The following is a 14,184-nucleotide window of genomic DNA, read 5'->3' as shown; positions in this document are numbered from 1 at the left end:
TTCCCAGCGGGGAGGAGAACGCCGGTGCGGGAACAGGTTTCCGCGTTCGTCCGGGAACGGGTGCAGCCCAGCGAGGCGGTGCTCGACGCAGGTGGTGAGGCGGGCCGCGGGGAACTGGCCGGGTTGCGGGAGCACGCCAGGTCCGCGGGGTTGTGGGCCTTGCCACTGCCGCGGGAGCTCGGCGGTGGCGGGCTGGGGCTCGACGAGTACTTCGCGCTGGCGGAACAGGAAGGCAGCAGCGACCACGGCCCGGCCGCGCTCGGTTCGGCCTGCCTGCTCGACGTGCGGATGTTCCAGCGGTTCGGCCGTCCGGCCTTGTCGAAGTACCTCGAGCCGTTGGTGGCCGGGGAGATCTCCGGCAGCTACGCGATGACCGAGCCGGGGGTGGCGGGCTCTGATCCGGCCGCCGCGCGCACGACCGCCGTCCGGACCGGCGGTGGCTGGGTACTCAACGGCCGGAAGTGGTTCACGACCGGGGCCGGGAGTGCCTCGTACGTCACGGTTCTGGCGAGCGGGTCGTTGTTCGTGGTGTCCGGCTTCCGCGTGGTGCGGGAGATCCCGGTGCTGGGCGTGGGCGGTCAGTTCGAGATCGCGCTGGACGACGTCTTCGTACCGGACGACCACCTGCTCGGCGACGGTGGTGACGGGCTCGCGATCGCCGGGACCAGGCTCGCGCTCGGCCGGACGTTGCGCTGCCTGCGGTGGGTCGGGATGGCGGAGCGCGCGTTCGAGCTGATGTGCTCACGCGCGAGCGAACGCCAGGTGCGCGGCAGCGTCCTCGCCGACCGCCAGCTGGTGCAGCAGCACGTCTTCGAGTCGCTGCTGGCCATCCGGTCGGCGCGGGCGCTCACCCGCCAGGCGGCCGATCTCGTTGTGGCGCAGCAGGACGCGCGCACTGAAATCGGGCTCGCGAAGGTCGCGGCGGCACGCACCCTGCACCAGGTGACCGATGCGGCGATCCAGGTGTTCGGGGCGGAGGGGCTCGGTCCCGACACCGCGTTGCCGAGGCTCGCGCGGATCGGGCGGGCGGCCCGCATCCTCGACGGCGCCGACGAGATGCACGTGTCCGACACCGCGCGGCGAGTGCTCAGAACTCGCGCGAACTGACCTCCCCGGACGCGATCGCCAGGGCCAGGGCGTAGAAGAAGGTGCCCCAGACCAGTTCGTGGTCGCGCAGGTCGTCGTAGGTGCCGCCGAGCAGCCGCCCGTCGCGCACGGCGCTCTTCAGACGATCGAGAACCGGCGTCGCGTCCAGGCCCAGCTTGAGCATCGCGACGGCGGCGATCGCGTCCGCCGCCGTGTCACCAGGGGCGCTCCACTCCCCTGCCCTGGCCAACGCCCGCGGGCGATAGTCCTCTCCCAGCCACTGCACCGCGTCGGCCGCCGCCAGCATCAGCCAGGCCCGGCCGCGCGGCCACGTCTCGTCGAGGTCCAGGTGAGCGTCCACATGGGACCGCGCCAGCTCGTGCAGGCCGGCGGACGCGAGCAGCGGCACGACCCCGGCCGCGCCGTCCGCCCGGAGACCGGTGTCGGGGCCGAACGCCGTGCCCCACCCGATCACGCCGTCCACGGCGCGGGAGGCGAGCGAGCACGCGGCACGCGAGACGTCTCCCCTGCCGTACCAGAAGATCAGGCCCTGCAGGACGGTGTCGCTGTCGTGCCAGCGGTCGAGCTTCGCCGTCCACCGCGCCGCAGCGGGGTGTCCGGTCAGCCACAGCAACCCCGCCCAGCACCCGCCCGCCCACGAACCGCGAGCGGTGGTGCGCCACCGGCCTGACACGGGATCGGCGTGCAGCGGGAACCGGTCGCCGACCTCCGCCAGCGTCGCCTCCACCCGCTCCTTCACCGCAGCCTCCACAGCAGCCTCCACCGCGGCCGACTCGACCGCCGGCGTCGCCTCGCGCCGTTCCCTCACCTCGCCCGCCACGCGACCACCGCCGCCGCGGCGAACTCGGCCGCCACCAGCACCCACCCGCCGGTGTAGCCGAGCAGCCCGAAGAGCGGCGGACCGGCCGCGAACCCGGCGAAGAACCCGGCCGACACCAGCGCGGAGCTGCGCCCCAGTTCTGGTCCGCGGGACGCGGCCACGACCAGCACCATCGAGATCGCGTTCGCCGCCACGGCACATCCGCCGACGACCACCATCGCCACCCAGGCCAGCGCGGGCACCTCGGTGAGCATCAGCACCGGCGACAGCACAGCGGCGGCGGACAACCAGACCAGCAGCGGACCCGCCCCCGCCACCCGCGTCCACAGGATCCGGCCCGCGATGCCGACCACACCGAGCACCGCGACCAGCCCGGCCGCGACCGGCGCGGTGAACCCGAGCTCCTCCGTCGCGAACAGCGCCACGTAGGTGTTGACCGCCGCGATGCCGGAGCCGAGCAGCACGGAGAACCCGGCCAGCCGCCAGATCACCGGGTCCGCGGTGAGCGAGATCCGCAGGGCAGGCCTGGCGGGTGCGGGGTCGGCCGGGAGCACCAGGCACCCGAACGCCGCCACCAGCGCCAGAGCGGCCGCCACGCCCACCGCGAGCCGCCAGTCCACGCCGTCGGCCAGCCACGCGAGCGGCAGTCCGGCGACGAACGCGCCCAGCTGCACCCCGGACTGCTTGATCCCCAGCACCACGGGCCGTCGCGGCGCGGCGACGGACGAGGCGATCAGCTTGTTGGTCGACGGGTTCGCCAGCGCCTGCGGAACGCCCCCGAGCGCGACCGCGAGCACCAGCACGGCGTAGTGCGGCGCCGAGGCGAAGACGGTCAGCGCCACCGCGCTCGTCGCGAACAGCGCGATCACCGACCGGCGCGGCCCTGCGGCGTCGACCACCGGCCCGATCACCAGCGACAGCACCACCGCCACCCCGAACCCGGCCGTCACGAGCACGCCGAGCAACGGCCGCGCGATGCCGAACTCCCGCACCAGCGCGGGTGACAGCGCTCCCAGCAGGAACAACGGCAGCATCGAGGCCGTCATCGCCGCCGTCGTCAGCACCGGCACCGCTGCCCGCGAGCGCAGGTGAACCTTCTCCACGCCCGACTAGTCGGACGCGGGACCCGTTCGGTTCCCCGGGGAACCGAAGAGCGTTCGCGCCAGGCCCTGTCCTGCAGGTCTGTTCGACGAGAGTCACGGCCCTCGGCCGCGACTGTCGCGGCCGAGACCTGCAGGACAGGGCCTAGACGACGCCGACGTCCTCGTGGTCCTGGCCGCTGATCAGGTCCTCCCGCGCACGGGCCACCCGCGACCGCACGGTCCCGATCGGGCAGCCGACGACCTCGGCCGCCTCGGCGTAGGACAGGCCGAGGACCTGGGTCAGCAGCAGCGCCTCGCGGCGTTCGGGCGCTAGGGCCGCGAGCAGCACGTTGAGCTCCACCACGTCCTCGAACCCCGCCGAACGGGCGTGCTCGGCGTAGCGGTCCGCGTCCGAGGCCAGCTGGTAGTCGGCCGACCAGGCGATCGACGGGCGCGCGACGGCGGCGCGGATGTGGTCCACGACGGTGCGGCGGGCGATCGACAGCAGCCAGGTGCGGGCCGAGGAACGGGCCTCGAAACCCGGCAGCGAACGGAGGGCGCGCAGGTAGACGTCCTGCGTCAGGTCGTCGGCGACCCCGATGCCGGCGAGGTGGGCGACCAGCCGCCAGACGTCGCGCTGCGTCAGGCGGATGAACCGCTCCAGCGCCTCGCGATCACCGGCACCGGCGGCCAGCGCACACGCCGTGACCGCCTCGTCGTCACCCCTCGAAGTCGACACGATTCGGCAGAGTAACCCAACCTCGAAGATCGCTGGGAACTGTGAACGGCCACTAGCCGACAATGGGGGTGTGGAGTGCAACATCTGCCGCGAAGCCCTGTCCGCGAGGCTCGACGGGGAACCAGAGGGCGTGCCCGCCGACCAGGTGGACGCGCACCTCGACAGCTGCGCGTCCTGCCGGGAGTGGCACGACAGCGCCGCCGCGCTCACCCGCACCCTCCGCGTGAGACCCGCCACGCAGGTCCCCGACCTGGCCGCCGCGATCCTCGACGCAGCCCCGCCGATCAGCCCGCCGCCGCCCAGGGGCTGGCTGCCGCGCGGGTTGCTCACGGGCGTCGCCGTCGCGCAGCTCACGCTCGGCCTGGCCCAGGTGCTCGGGGTCAGCGGCGCGCACAGCGGTCACACGACCGGTGTGGACAGCAGCCACCTGTTCAACGAGAGCACGGCGTGGAACCTCGCGCTCGGTCTCGGTCTGCTGTGGACGGCGCTGCGCCCGTCCGCGGTGGCGGGCATGCTGCCGGTCACGGCCGCGTTCGTCGCCGTGCTGATCCCCTACTCCGCCAGCGACCTCGTCAGCGGCACGGCGACGGCGGCGCGGGTCTTCTCGCACTCGCTGTTGCTCGTCGGGCTGGTGCTGCTCGCTTTCGTGCACTTCAGCGAACGCGATCCGGGCGACCGCACTCCGTTGGCGCACAACGACGGCGACACCGCACGCGACACCTCCAGCGCGGTGGACCGTGCTGGACGGCGTCGCGTGCGGCGCCGGATCAGGCTGCGTCCCGTGAGCAGGCGGGACGCCGCCTGAGTCTTACGGGATGCGCGCGCCGACCGCGGCGAGCGCCCTGGTGACGGGCTGGAAGAACGTCACGCCGCCTTGGCGGCAGTTGCCGCTCCCGCCCGACGTGAGGCCGATCGCGTTGCCGTTGGCCGTGAACATCGGCCCGCCGCTGTCGCCGCCCTCGGCGCACACCGTGGTCTGGATCAGGCCGGTCACGCGGCCCTCCGGGTAGTTCACGGTGGCGTTGAGGCCGGTGACGCGGCCCGAGCGCAGGCCCGTCGTGCTGCCCATGCGCTGGACCTGCGTGCCGACCCGCGCCTCGGCCGCGCGCTGGATGCGCACCTTGCGGCCGTTGCCCGTGTCGACCTCGCTGGGCGCGGCGGTGTCGCGGTTGTTGTAGGTGAGCAGGGCGAAGTCGCCTGCGCCGGGGAACGTCGAGCGCGCGACGGTGGCGGCGGCCCTTCCGCCCGGTGTGAGGGAGAACTGCCTGCCCGCGGCCGTGCAGTGGCCGGCGGTGAGGATGGCGGGACGGTTGTCGTTCGTCACGACGTTGAAGCCGAGCGAGCAGCGGCTGTTGCCCGCGAAGATCGCGTCCCCGCCCTCGGCGAACAACGTGAAAGTGCCGGCGGTGCGCTGCAGCTTCACGCCCGAGCCCATGGCGTTCACCGTCGACACCAGGTTGTCCCACTTGGCGCCGGTCACGGTGCTGTCCGCGGTGACGAGGACCTCGTTCGTCGACGGGTTCACGGCCCACGCGGTCCCCGGCACGGACGCCTTCTCGCGCAACGTCTCGGTGGCCTTCGCGGGGTCCGCGCGCTGCTCCGGGGCCGCCTGGCTCGCCGTGAACGTCGAGGCGGTGATCGCCACGGCGACCAGCCCGACGGCGCCCGCGATCACCTTGGCGCGGCGGTTGTCATCGTGGTGTTTGCCCATGTGGCGCCCTCTCGTTACCGGACTGAGATCCGCTCATGTCTGGGTGTACGTACAGCGCCGCGTTCCGGTTTAGGTGAATCGCCGGAGTCCAGACGATCGTCGGGTCGCCTGCGGATGTCCTCTTAGGACACACAGGCCAAGATGGGCGGATGAACTCGCTGCTGCTCGCCGCCGCGTTCGCCATGGTCGTGAGGTCGCTGGCCGCGAACCGCCTGGACCGCTGGCTCCTCGGCGCACCGCTGGTGATGGTGCTGGCCGGGGTCGCGGTCGGGTTGTTCGAGCCGTCCGCCATCGCGGAGGGCCTCAACACCGAGTCGGTGCAGCACGCCGCCGAGATCATCCTCGCGGTGCTGCTGTTCGTCGACGCGACGGAGGTCCGCGCGGGCAGGCTGTGGGGCGCCTACCCCGGGCTCGTGGCGAGGGTGCTGCTGGTGGCCATGCCGACGAGCATCGCCGTGGCCGCGCTGCTGGGCTGGCTGCTGTTCCCGACGCTGCCGTGGGCGGTCCTGCTGCTGGTCGCGTGCGTGACAGTGCCGATCGACTTCGCCCCGGCCGAACGGGTGGTGCGCGACCGCGCGCTGTCGGTGCGGGTGCGCGGCACGTTGAACGTCGAGAGCGGCTACAACGACGGCATCGTGACGCCGCTGTTCCTGTTCGCGCTGATCCTGGCCGGGGACGACTCGCAGGAGCGCACGCCGCTCGAGGCGCTGGGCACGGTGCTGCCGTTCGCGGTGAAGGCCCTGGTGGCCGGTGTCGTGATCGGTGCTCTGCTGGGCTGGCTGATGGACCTCGCGCACCAGGCGGGCTGGGTGAGCGACCAGTCCGCCCGCGTCGCCGTGCTGCTGGCGCCGCTGCTCACCTACACCGCGACGGTCGCGATCGACGGCAACGGGTTCGTCGCCTCGTTCGTCTGCGGCATCGCGTTCCGGTACGTGCACCGGCTGCTCAAGGCCCGCCGGGTCCGCACCGGACGGGCCGAGGCGCGCACGGACGCGTTGAACACCGACCTGCACCTGCTGGAGGACGTCACCGGGCTGCTGACGATGACCATGTGGTTCGTGGTGGGCATCGCCGCCGTGCTGACGTTCTACCTGGGCGTCTCGTGGCAGGTCGTGCTCTTCTGCGCGGCCGTGCTCACCGTGGTCCGGCTCGGGCCGGTGTTCCTCGCCCTGACCGGGTCACGCATGCGCCGCCGCGAACGCCTGCTCGTCGGGGCGCTCGGCCCGCGCGGGACGACGACGATCGTGTTCGGCCTGCTGGCGTTCAACCGGCTGCCGGAGGGCGAGGCCGCCGACACGATCCTGACGATCACGGTCGGCTGCGTGCTGGGCAGCGTCGCCCTGCACGGGGTGGGCGCGACGCCGTTTCAGAGACTTTTGGCGAAGTGGAACGCGGGGATGACGAAGCCCGACGCCAGGTAGAGCCGGTGCGCGTTGTGCCGGGGCGTACCGGAGTCGAGGTGCACGCCCGCGCAGCCCAGACGGCGGGCCTCCTCGTCGACCCACCGCAGCAGAGCACCGGCGTGGCCCTGGCCGCGGGCGGACGGCAGGGTGCTCAGGTCGTCGATGTACAGGTGCGACCCCGCGTACAGGCTGTTGAGGTGCCGGAACCCGGCCAACGAGACGAGACGGCCCGTCTCGTCGTAGGACACGACCAGGCGATATCCCTCGCGGCGCTGCTCCCGCACCCGCTCGACGAACTCCTCGGCGTCGGCGAGGTGCGGGCGCAGCTCACGCATCACCTCGAACGCGTCGGCGGTGTCACCGGCGTCCAGCTCGGCGATCGTGATGGTGTTCTGAGTGGTCACGGAACTGATGGTCACCCGCGAAGTGGCCTCTCAGAATACCCAGTCAAGGCGTAAACCAAGAGACCACTTTCCGGCTCACGGTGCGAGGTTGATGCCCCACGTGTCGATGGTGCCGACATCGGACGCCGCGAGGTCGCGGACGCGGAGCTTCCACGTGCCGTTGGCTCCCTCGCCCGACACGTTGGCCGTGTAGGTGCGGTCGATGTTGTCCGCCGAACCACCCGTGCGGTTGTGCAGCGTGTACGACGAGCCGTCCGGTGCGATCAGGGCCACCGTCAGGTCACCGACGTACGGGTGCACGATCCGCACCGTCACCACCGAGGCGGCGGACGGCGTGGAGGAGCAGCCGGAGATCACGACGTCGCTGTCGACCGCGGCGCCCGCGTCCGGGATGGCGACGTCGTTGGGGTTGGAGCCGCTGCAGCTGCCGCCACCGCCGCCCGTGACGGTCAGCGAGTAACTGGCCGTGCGGGTGCTCGAACCGGTCGCGGTGATCGTCACCGGATAGGTGCCCGCCGCGACGGACGCCGAGGTGCTGATCGTCAGCGTCGAGCTCGATCCCGTCTGGACGGACGCCGGGCTGAACGACGCCGTCGCGCCAGAGGGCAGACCGGACGCGGACAGCGCGACGGTCTGCGGGTCACCGCTCACCGTCGCGGTGCCGACGCTGGCCGAGACGGACGAGCCCGCCGCCACCGAACCGGACGCCGGCGACACCGACACGGAGAAGTCCTGGGTCGGCGTACCGGTGCCGACGGCCGACTTCCACAGGGTGTAGGCGATGCCGTCGACCGCGCGGTTGAGGTGCGTGTCGCTGATGTTCGCGGTGGTGTCGCAGGACGCGTGGTAGCAGGGGTCGAACGCGGAACCCGAGGTACCGCCCCACTTCGTCGCCTGCGCCGCGGTCTTGCGGGCGCTCGCGCCCATCGCGTAACCGGACGCCGGGATGCCCGCGTTGGTGAAGGACGCGTCGTCGGACCGGTTGCGGCCCTCGGTGTTCTCCTCCGGCTGCAGGCCCAGGGAGTCCCAGTACGCCTTCATGTGCGTGGACTGCGCCGAGGTGATGTTGTTGATGAAGTAGCCGCCGTTGGTCGAGCCCACCATGTCGAAGTTGTGGTAGGTCTTGATCTTCGTGCGCTCGGCGGACGGGAGCTGCGAGACGTAGAAGCGCGAGCCGTTGAGGCCCTGCTCCTCGTCGGTCCACCAGCCGAAGCGGACCTTGTTCAGCATCGACGGGTTGCGCTGGGCGAGCACGAGCGCGGTCTCCAGCAACGCCGCCGAGCCCGAGCCGTTGTCGTTGATGCCGGGGCCCGCGGACACGCCGTCGAGGTGGGCGCCGAACATGTAGACGTTGTTCGCGTTGCCGCCGGGCCACTCCGCGATGACGTTCGGACCGGCGCCGCTGGTGCAGCCCGAGGTGCAGGGCTGCTCGGTCACCGAGTACCCGGCCGCGGTCAGCTTGTCCTTCACGTACGTCACGGACGCGCGGTAGCCGGCCGAGGTCGAGCGACGGTTGCCGCCGTTCTGCGAGGCGATCGTGCCGAACGCGGACAGGTGCGCCTTGACGGCGTTGATGTCGATGTCCGGGATCTGCGGGCCGGTGCCGCCGGTGACCGTCAGCGTGTAGGTCGCGGTCTTGGTCGTGGTGCCCGCGGCCCGCACGGTGATCGGGTAGGTGCCCGAGGAGATCGATGCCGTGGTGGCGATCGACAGCGTGGAGTTCGAGCCGGACGTGACCGACGACGGGCTGAAGGACGCCGTCGCGCCGGAGGGCAGGCCGGTGGCGGTCAGCGCCAGGGTCTGCGCCTGGCCCGCCGTGGTCTGGGTCTGGACGGTGGTCGAGGCGGAGGACCCCGCCGCGACGGAACCGGACGTGGGCGACACGGCGACGGAGAAGTCGTTCGCCGGGGTCGACCCGCCGAGGTTCAGCGACCAGGTGTCGATCCGGCCGGTGTCGTTGTTCGCGTTGTCGTTGACCCGCAACTTCCACGTGCCGTTCGAGGTCTCGCCCGACAGGTCGACCGTGTAGGTCTGGTCGATGTTGTCCGCGGAGCCGCCGGAGCGGTTGTGCAGGACGTAGGCGGAGCCGTCCGGTGCCACGAGCGATACCTGGAGGTCGCCGACGTAGGTGTGGACGATCTTCACCGGCACCGTGGCGGTGGCGGACGGAGCCGACGGGCAGTCGGAGATGACGAGGGACGACTCGACCGTCTGGTTGTCGCCGATCGCGACGTCGCTGTCGTTGGTGCCGGAACACCCGGCTGCCAGGGCGGACGCGCCGCTCGCAGGGAGAGCGAGCGCTGCCGTCGTGACAGCCACCAGTGCCGTGGCGAGCAAGGATCTTCTTCTTCGCACTTTCGGGCTCCTTCGCAGGGCTGCAGGGTCACGCGACGGTAGCCGCCGGAATCCCTGCCGACATCCGGCCTTTCGGATGGTTGTCGTCACGATTGACGTGCGGTGATCCGCCGATGTCCGTTTTCACTTTTAAGTCCCGGCTTTCGTTGCGCCATCAGAGGGATAGCGTCGGGGCACCCGGCCGGAAGGAGACATCGATGTCGCTCCCGCTGCCCGACTTCGCGGAGAGCCTGCGGTCGGCCGTCGCCGCGCGGGGCCTGTCGCTCGAACGGATCCGCGAGCACCTCGCCCGCCGCGGGGTGTCGGTCAGCCTCGCGACGCTGAGCTACTGGCAGACGGGGCGCAGCAGGCCGGAACGCCGTGCCTCGCTGACAGCCGTCGCGCATCTCGAAGAGGTGCTGGACCTGGAAGCCGGTGCGTTGTCGGCGTTGCTCGCGCCCGCGTTGCGAGGCGGTCGCCTGCAGAGCAGCATCAGCGCGTTCTGGCCGGTGCCCTCGGTGATAGACGACGTTGTCGGCGGGGTCGACACGCGCTGGGACTCACGGCTGACCCGGATCAGCCAGCACGACCGCGTGACGGTCGGGTCCGACCGCGGCGAGCGGTCCTTCCTGTCGCGCCAGGTGTTGCGGGCCGAGGAGGACGGGCCGGACCGCTGGGTGGTGATCCTGCACATCGACGAGCACGACCGGGCGTTGCCGGTGATCCGCCCGCTGCACAACTGCCGGCTCGGGCGGGTGGTGACGCGGCCGGAGGACGGGTTGCTGGTGGCGGAGCTGCTCTTCCGGGCGCCGTTGCGGAGGGGGCAGACCGTGATCACCGAGCACGAGCTGGTGAACCAGGCGCCGTGTCCGCTGGCCACCAACTACTCCCGCAAGTTCCGGCGGCCGGTGCACGAGTACGTCCTGGAGGTCGTGTTCGGCGCGCCGCCCCGGACGTGCCGGCGGGTGGTGCAGGACGCGGACGGGACGCACCGGTCGTTCGGTGTCCAGCTGGACGAGGGCGGCTCGGTGCTGGGGGTCGCGCTGAAGTTCGGGCCGGGTTCCTACGGTTTCGAGTGGACCTGGTGAGCGGGGATCGCCCACCAGGCCCACCTTCTCGCTAGACCGTGAGCGACCAGCCGCTCAGGACGCCCGTGTCACCGGGACCGTTGTCCCCGATGCGCAGCGTCCACGTGCCGCTCGCGGTCTCCCCTGCACCAGGGACCACGGAGAACGTCCTGCCCGCCGGGAACGCGTGGCAGCTGTAGCCGCCTCCGGGCGTGCGCATCAGCGGGTACGAGCGGCCGCTGGGCGCGACGAGCGTGACGTTCAGGTCTTCCAGGCAGGTGTGGGTGGCGTCCACCTTGACCGTCATGGGGTTCTGGGCGGAGCCGGTGGCGGTGGACCGCACCGCGCTCACCGCCACCTGGTAGTCACGGATCGGGTAGTCCGTGTCATTCGTGAACGTGCGCCCGCCGGTGTTGCCGGACGTACGCGCGCTGACTTCGGCCGACACCTTCGACCGGTTTCCGGCCGCGTCCACCGCACGCACGGAGAACGTGTACGCGGTGTCGGCGGTCAGGCCGGTCACGGTCGCGGTGGTGCCCGTGACCGTCGTGGCGACCGTGCCGCCGTTGAGCACCTCGTAGCCCGTGACGCCGACGTTGTCGGTCGAGGCGTTCCAGGCCAGCGAGACGCTCGATGTCGTCACGCCGGTCGACCGGAGGTTGTTCGGGGCGGTCGGTGCCTCCTCGTCCGCGCTGCCCGGCTGGGTGCGGGCGGTGACGGCGGCGCTGGCGGCGGAGGTGTTGCCGGCGGCGTCCTTGGCCTTGACGGTGAACGTGTAGTCGTTGTCCGCCTTGAGGCCGCTGACGGTCGCGGTGGTGCCCGTGACCGTGGTGGCGAGCGTGCTGCCGTTGTAGACGTCGTACCCCGTCACCGCGACGTTGTCGCTCGAGGCGTCCCAAGTGAGCGAGACGCTGGACGCGGTGGTGCCGGTCGAGCGCGCGTTGGCCGGGGCGCTCGGCGCGGTGGTGTCGCCGGACCCGGTCACCAGCGTCAGGTTCCACTTCCTCAGGGCCTCGTTCACCGGTTGGAAAATGGACAGGTCGGCGTCGTTGGTCGGGTTCTGCACGCACTGCGACGGACCGCCGTCGTGCAGGCCGACCGCCTTGTCGCCGAGCAGCCACGCGCCGCCGGAGTCGCCGCCCTTGGAGCACGCGGTCGTCCAGGTGAGCCCCTCGATCACCAGGCCGCCGCCGTAGTCCACGGCCTTGTTCGTGTACTTGACCTCACCGCACTGCCACTTCGAGGTGTTGCCGGAGTGGCAGACCCGGTCGCCGACCATCGCCTCGGCCGAGCCGGTGACGGTGACCGCGGGCGAGCCGTAGGTGTTGACCGTGGCGGACAGGGTCCAGCCGGGCTCGGTCACCGCGACCACGCCCATGTCGCCCTCGCGGGCGTTCACGCTGCGGGTGCCGCCGACGTTCGAGGTGCCGAGCCGGTTCTGCTGCCCGGACTGCCCGTACGCGGCCTGGTTGGCGTCGTTCGTGCAGTGCCCGGCGGTCAGGAAGTGCTTGCCGCCGTTGGCATCGGTCGCCGCGAACCCGACCGAGCAGTACGTCTCCGACCCCGGCCACCACGGGCTGCCGGCCTGCACGGTGCCTGCCTGCTGGCGTTGCTGGGACCGGGTCTCGGCGATGTGGACACCGTCGCCGAGCGCGCGCACCTTCTCCAGGAACCGTTCGGTGGCCTCGGTCTTGCGCGTGGTGTTGATCGTGACGTCGACCTGGTTGTCGCGCACGTCGACGCCCCAGCTGAACACCCCGGGGACGCCGTCGCCGATCAGCTTCCTGACCTCGGCGAGCAGCTCGTCCAGGTCGGCGGCGCTGCGCCGCACGACCACGGCGTTGACGCCCTGGGCGCGGGCCTGCCGTGCCGCGTTCTCGGTCGGGACGGCGAGGGTGAGCTTGCCCGCCGACGCGTCGAACCAGTGGCCCGCGAGCTGGCCGCGCAGGTCCGAGGACAGGCTCGCGAAGCGCTGGTGCGCCTCGTCCTGCTGTTGCTGGGCGCTGACGTCCGGCTGGACGGCGGCCGCGCTCTGAACGGCCGGGAACGCACCGATCGCCATGACCGATCCGCACGCGGCAGCGACTATTTTGCTGCGCATTCGCATGAGAGGAACTCCTTCAAAGGCAGGGTGGGGAAACGGTATTCCGACCCGCCTCGAAGGCGCATTGTTCAACTGTTCAGTCAGCGCGGCCAGCGCACGTGGTCGTCGTTGATGCGGAACTCGTGGGAGTGTCTCCACACAACACCCGCGGCGTCACAGTGCTCGTGTTCGACGACTTCGGGATCGTGCGTGGGCCAGAACCGCCAAGCGATCAACGCGGCCGCCGCGGTCACCGCACCGAGGACGAGGAATGCGGTGCCCGTGCCCGCGGACGTCGCCACCCACCCGGCGAGCGGATAACAGAGCAACCAGCAGGCGTGCGACAGCGCGAAGTCCGCGGCGAACAACGCCGGGCGATCCGCCGGGTCCGCCGAACGACGCAGAAGACGCGCACCCGGCGTGAGGGCGAGCGAACAGCCGGCGCCGATCAGAGCCCACAGCACCAGCAAGGTCTGCCAGTGCCCGGCGACCACCGTCCCGGCGAACAACACCCCGACGAGCAAGGTCGCCGCGCGCAGCACCACCACTCGATCCACGAACCGGTCGAGCAACGCCGGCAGCGCGAGTGCCGCGACGAGCGACCCGATCCCGTTGGCGGCCAAGGCGACGGCGACGTCGGACGCGTCACGGCCGAGCCCGTCCCGCACGTGCGCCACGGTGTTGACGAACACCATCGATCCGGCGGCCGCCGCGGCGAGGTGGACGGCGAGCAGCCCTCGCAGCCGCGGGGTGGCGAGGTAGATCCGGACGCCACGGGTGGTGGCGTCGTACCGGCTCCCGTTGCGCGGCAGAGGTTTCGGGCGTGGCAGCACCACCGACAGCACCAGCAGCGCCGACGCCCCGAACCCGAGCGCGGTGCCGAGGAAGAGCTGCTGGAAGCCCACCAACGCCAGTGCCGCCGCGGCGAGCGCGGGACTGAGCAGGCTCTCCAGGTCGTAGGCCATGCGCGACAACGTGATCGCGCGGGTGTACTCGCGCTCGTCCGGCAGCACGTCCGGGATCGTCGCCTGGAACAACGGCGTGAACGCGGCGGATGCCGCCTGCAGCAGGAAGATCAGCACGTAGACCTGCCACACCTCGTCCACCCACGGCAGCACCGCCGCGACCGCGACCCGTACGAGGTCCAGCGCGATGAGCACCGCCCGGCGGGGCAGCGCGCCGAGCAGGGCCGTGGCGATCGGCGCCACCGCGACGTAGGCGATCATCTTGATCGCGAGCGCCGTGCCGAGCACCGCACCAGCCCGCGGCCCGGCGAGGTCGTACGCCAGCAGGCCGAGCGCGACGGTCGCCAGTCCCGTTCCGGTCAGCGCCACGACCTGGGCACCGAACAGATTCCGGTAGACAGGATCGCGCAGCACGGAAATCACGGCGGAACTATATGCACGGGAACAGGTTTGCGTCGACGGTGCAACA

At 71.5% G+C, this 14,184-nt stretch carries 12 protein-coding genes; 4 read left to right on the top strand and 8 right to left on the bottom strand.

Features of this window, described 5'->3' with window-relative positions; translation table 11 throughout:
* The first annotated feature begins 24 nt into the window (after nucleotides 1-24).
* Nucleotides 25-1,107: an acyl-CoA dehydrogenase family protein gene (locus ACWF7A_RS09710; RefSeq protein WP_452250022.1), complete on the top strand. Its 1,083-nt coding sequence runs from the start codon at nucleotides 25-27 to the stop codon at nucleotides 1,105-1,107.
* On the opposite strand, the gene ACWF7A_RS09705 is transcribed toward ACWF7A_RS09710, so the two are convergent.
* From ACWF7A_RS09705 to sigC, 3 genes are all read right to left on the bottom strand, one after another.
* Nucleotides 1,088-1,927 (bottom strand): hypothetical protein, encoded by an 840-nt coding sequence (locus tag ACWF7A_RS09705; protein ID WP_452250021.1) that lies wholly within the window; start codon nucleotides 1,925-1,927, stop codon nucleotides 1,088-1,090. The genes ACWF7A_RS09710 and ACWF7A_RS09705 overlap by 20 nt on opposite strands.
* Nucleotides 1,912-3,030 carry an MFS transporter gene (locus ACWF7A_RS09700; protein WP_452250020.1) on the bottom strand — a complete coding sequence of 373 codons (1,119 nt, stop codon included), beginning with the start codon at nucleotides 3,028-3,030 and terminating at the stop codon, nucleotides 1,912-1,914. The genes ACWF7A_RS09705 and ACWF7A_RS09700 overlap by 16 nt, the downstream gene beginning before the upstream one ends.
* 142 nt (nucleotides 3,031-3,172) lie before the next feature.
* Nucleotides 3,173-3,751, bottom strand: coding sequence for an RNA polymerase sigma factor SigC (gene sigC / locus ACWF7A_RS09695; RefSeq protein WP_452250159.1), 579 nt, complete (start codon nucleotides 3,749-3,751; stop codon nucleotides 3,173-3,175).
* Between the two features lie 67 nt (nucleotides 3,752-3,818).
* Here sigC and ACWF7A_RS09690 point away from each other — a divergent pair, with 67 nt between their 5' ends.
* On the top strand, nucleotides 3,819-4,553 hold the full coding sequence (locus ACWF7A_RS09690; RefSeq protein WP_452250019.1) for a zf-HC2 domain-containing protein: 735 nt from the start codon (nucleotides 3,819-3,821) through the stop codon (nucleotides 4,551-4,553).
* 3 nt (nucleotides 4,554-4,556) lie between these two features.
* Here ACWF7A_RS09690 and ACWF7A_RS09685 read toward each other — a convergent pair whose 3' ends face one another.
* Nucleotides 4,557-5,459, bottom strand: a complete 903-nt coding sequence (locus ACWF7A_RS09685) for a S1 family peptidase (protein ID WP_452250018.1) — start codon at nucleotides 5,457-5,459, stop codon at nucleotides 4,557-4,559.
* A 149-nt stretch (nucleotides 5,460-5,608) separates the two neighbouring features.
* On the opposite strand from ACWF7A_RS09685, the gene ACWF7A_RS09680 reads away from it, so the two are divergent.
* Nucleotides 5,609-6,880: a cation:proton antiporter gene (locus ACWF7A_RS09680; protein WP_452250017.1), complete on the top strand. Its 1,272-nt coding sequence runs from the start codon at nucleotides 5,609-5,611 to the stop codon at nucleotides 6,878-6,880.
* Here the strand turns inward: ACWF7A_RS09680 and ACWF7A_RS09675 are convergent.
* Nucleotides 6,826-7,266: a GNAT family N-acetyltransferase gene (locus tag ACWF7A_RS09675; RefSeq protein ID WP_452250016.1), complete on the bottom strand. Its 441-nt coding sequence runs from the start codon at nucleotides 7,264-7,266 to the stop codon at nucleotides 6,826-6,828. The two genes, ACWF7A_RS09680 and ACWF7A_RS09675, sit on opposite strands and share 55 nt — an antisense overlap.
* Before the next feature lie 75 nt (nucleotides 7,267-7,341).
* The gene (locus tag ACWF7A_RS09670) at nucleotides 7,342-9,621 is read right to left on the bottom strand and encodes a M28 family peptidase (RefSeq protein WP_452250015.1); all 2,280 of its coding nucleotides are present in this window, start codon (nucleotides 9,619-9,621) and stop codon (nucleotides 7,342-7,344) included.
* A gap of 197 nt (nucleotides 9,622-9,818) precedes the next feature.
* On the opposite strand from ACWF7A_RS09670, the gene ACWF7A_RS09665 reads away from it, so the two are divergent.
* Entirely contained in the window at nucleotides 9,819-10,688 is an 870-nt protein-coding gene (locus tag ACWF7A_RS09665; protein WP_452250014.1) for an XRE family transcriptional regulator, read from the top strand.
* Nucleotides 10,689-10,719: 31 nt separating this feature from the next.
* Here ACWF7A_RS09665 and ACWF7A_RS09660 read toward each other — a convergent pair whose 3' ends face one another.
* Together ACWF7A_RS09660 and ACWF7A_RS09655 are read right to left on the bottom strand one after the other, a co-directional pair.
* A complete protein-coding gene (locus ACWF7A_RS09660) occupies nucleotides 10,720-12,729 on the bottom strand; it encodes a fibronectin type III domain-containing protein (RefSeq protein ID WP_452250013.1) in 2,010 nt (669 codons plus the stop codon).
* Between the two features lie 122 nt (nucleotides 12,730-12,851).
* Nucleotides 12,852-14,138 (bottom strand): MFS transporter, encoded by a 1,287-nt coding sequence (locus ACWF7A_RS09655; protein ID WP_452250012.1) that lies wholly within the window; start codon nucleotides 14,136-14,138, stop codon nucleotides 12,852-12,854.
* Nucleotides 14,139-14,184: the final 46 nt, after the last annotated feature.

The organism is Lentzea sp. NPDC055074, from assembly GCF_053608005.1.
Note: the sequence above shows the minus strand (reverse complement) of the source record. Positions and strands in the feature narration are given on the sequence as shown.

What these genes read in the sequence shown, in the direction of transcription:
- ACWF7A_RS09685 (WP_452250018.1), bottom strand. Translation starts at nt 5,459, where the DNA reads ATGGGCAAACACCACGATGACAACCGCCGCGCCAAGGTGATCGCGGGC.
- ACWF7A_RS09680 (WP_452250017.1), top strand. Translation starts at nt 5,609, where the DNA reads ATGAACTCGCTGCTGCTCGCCGCCGCGTTCGCCATGGTCGTGAGGTCG.
- ACWF7A_RS09665 (WP_452250014.1), top strand. Translation starts at nt 9,819, where the DNA reads ATGTCGCTCCCGCTGCCCGACTTCGCGGAGAGCCTGCGGTCGGCCGTC.
- ACWF7A_RS09660 (WP_452250013.1), bottom strand. Translation starts at nt 12,729, where the DNA reads ATGGCGATCGGTGCGTTCCCGGCCGTTCAGAGCGCGGCCGCCGTCCAG.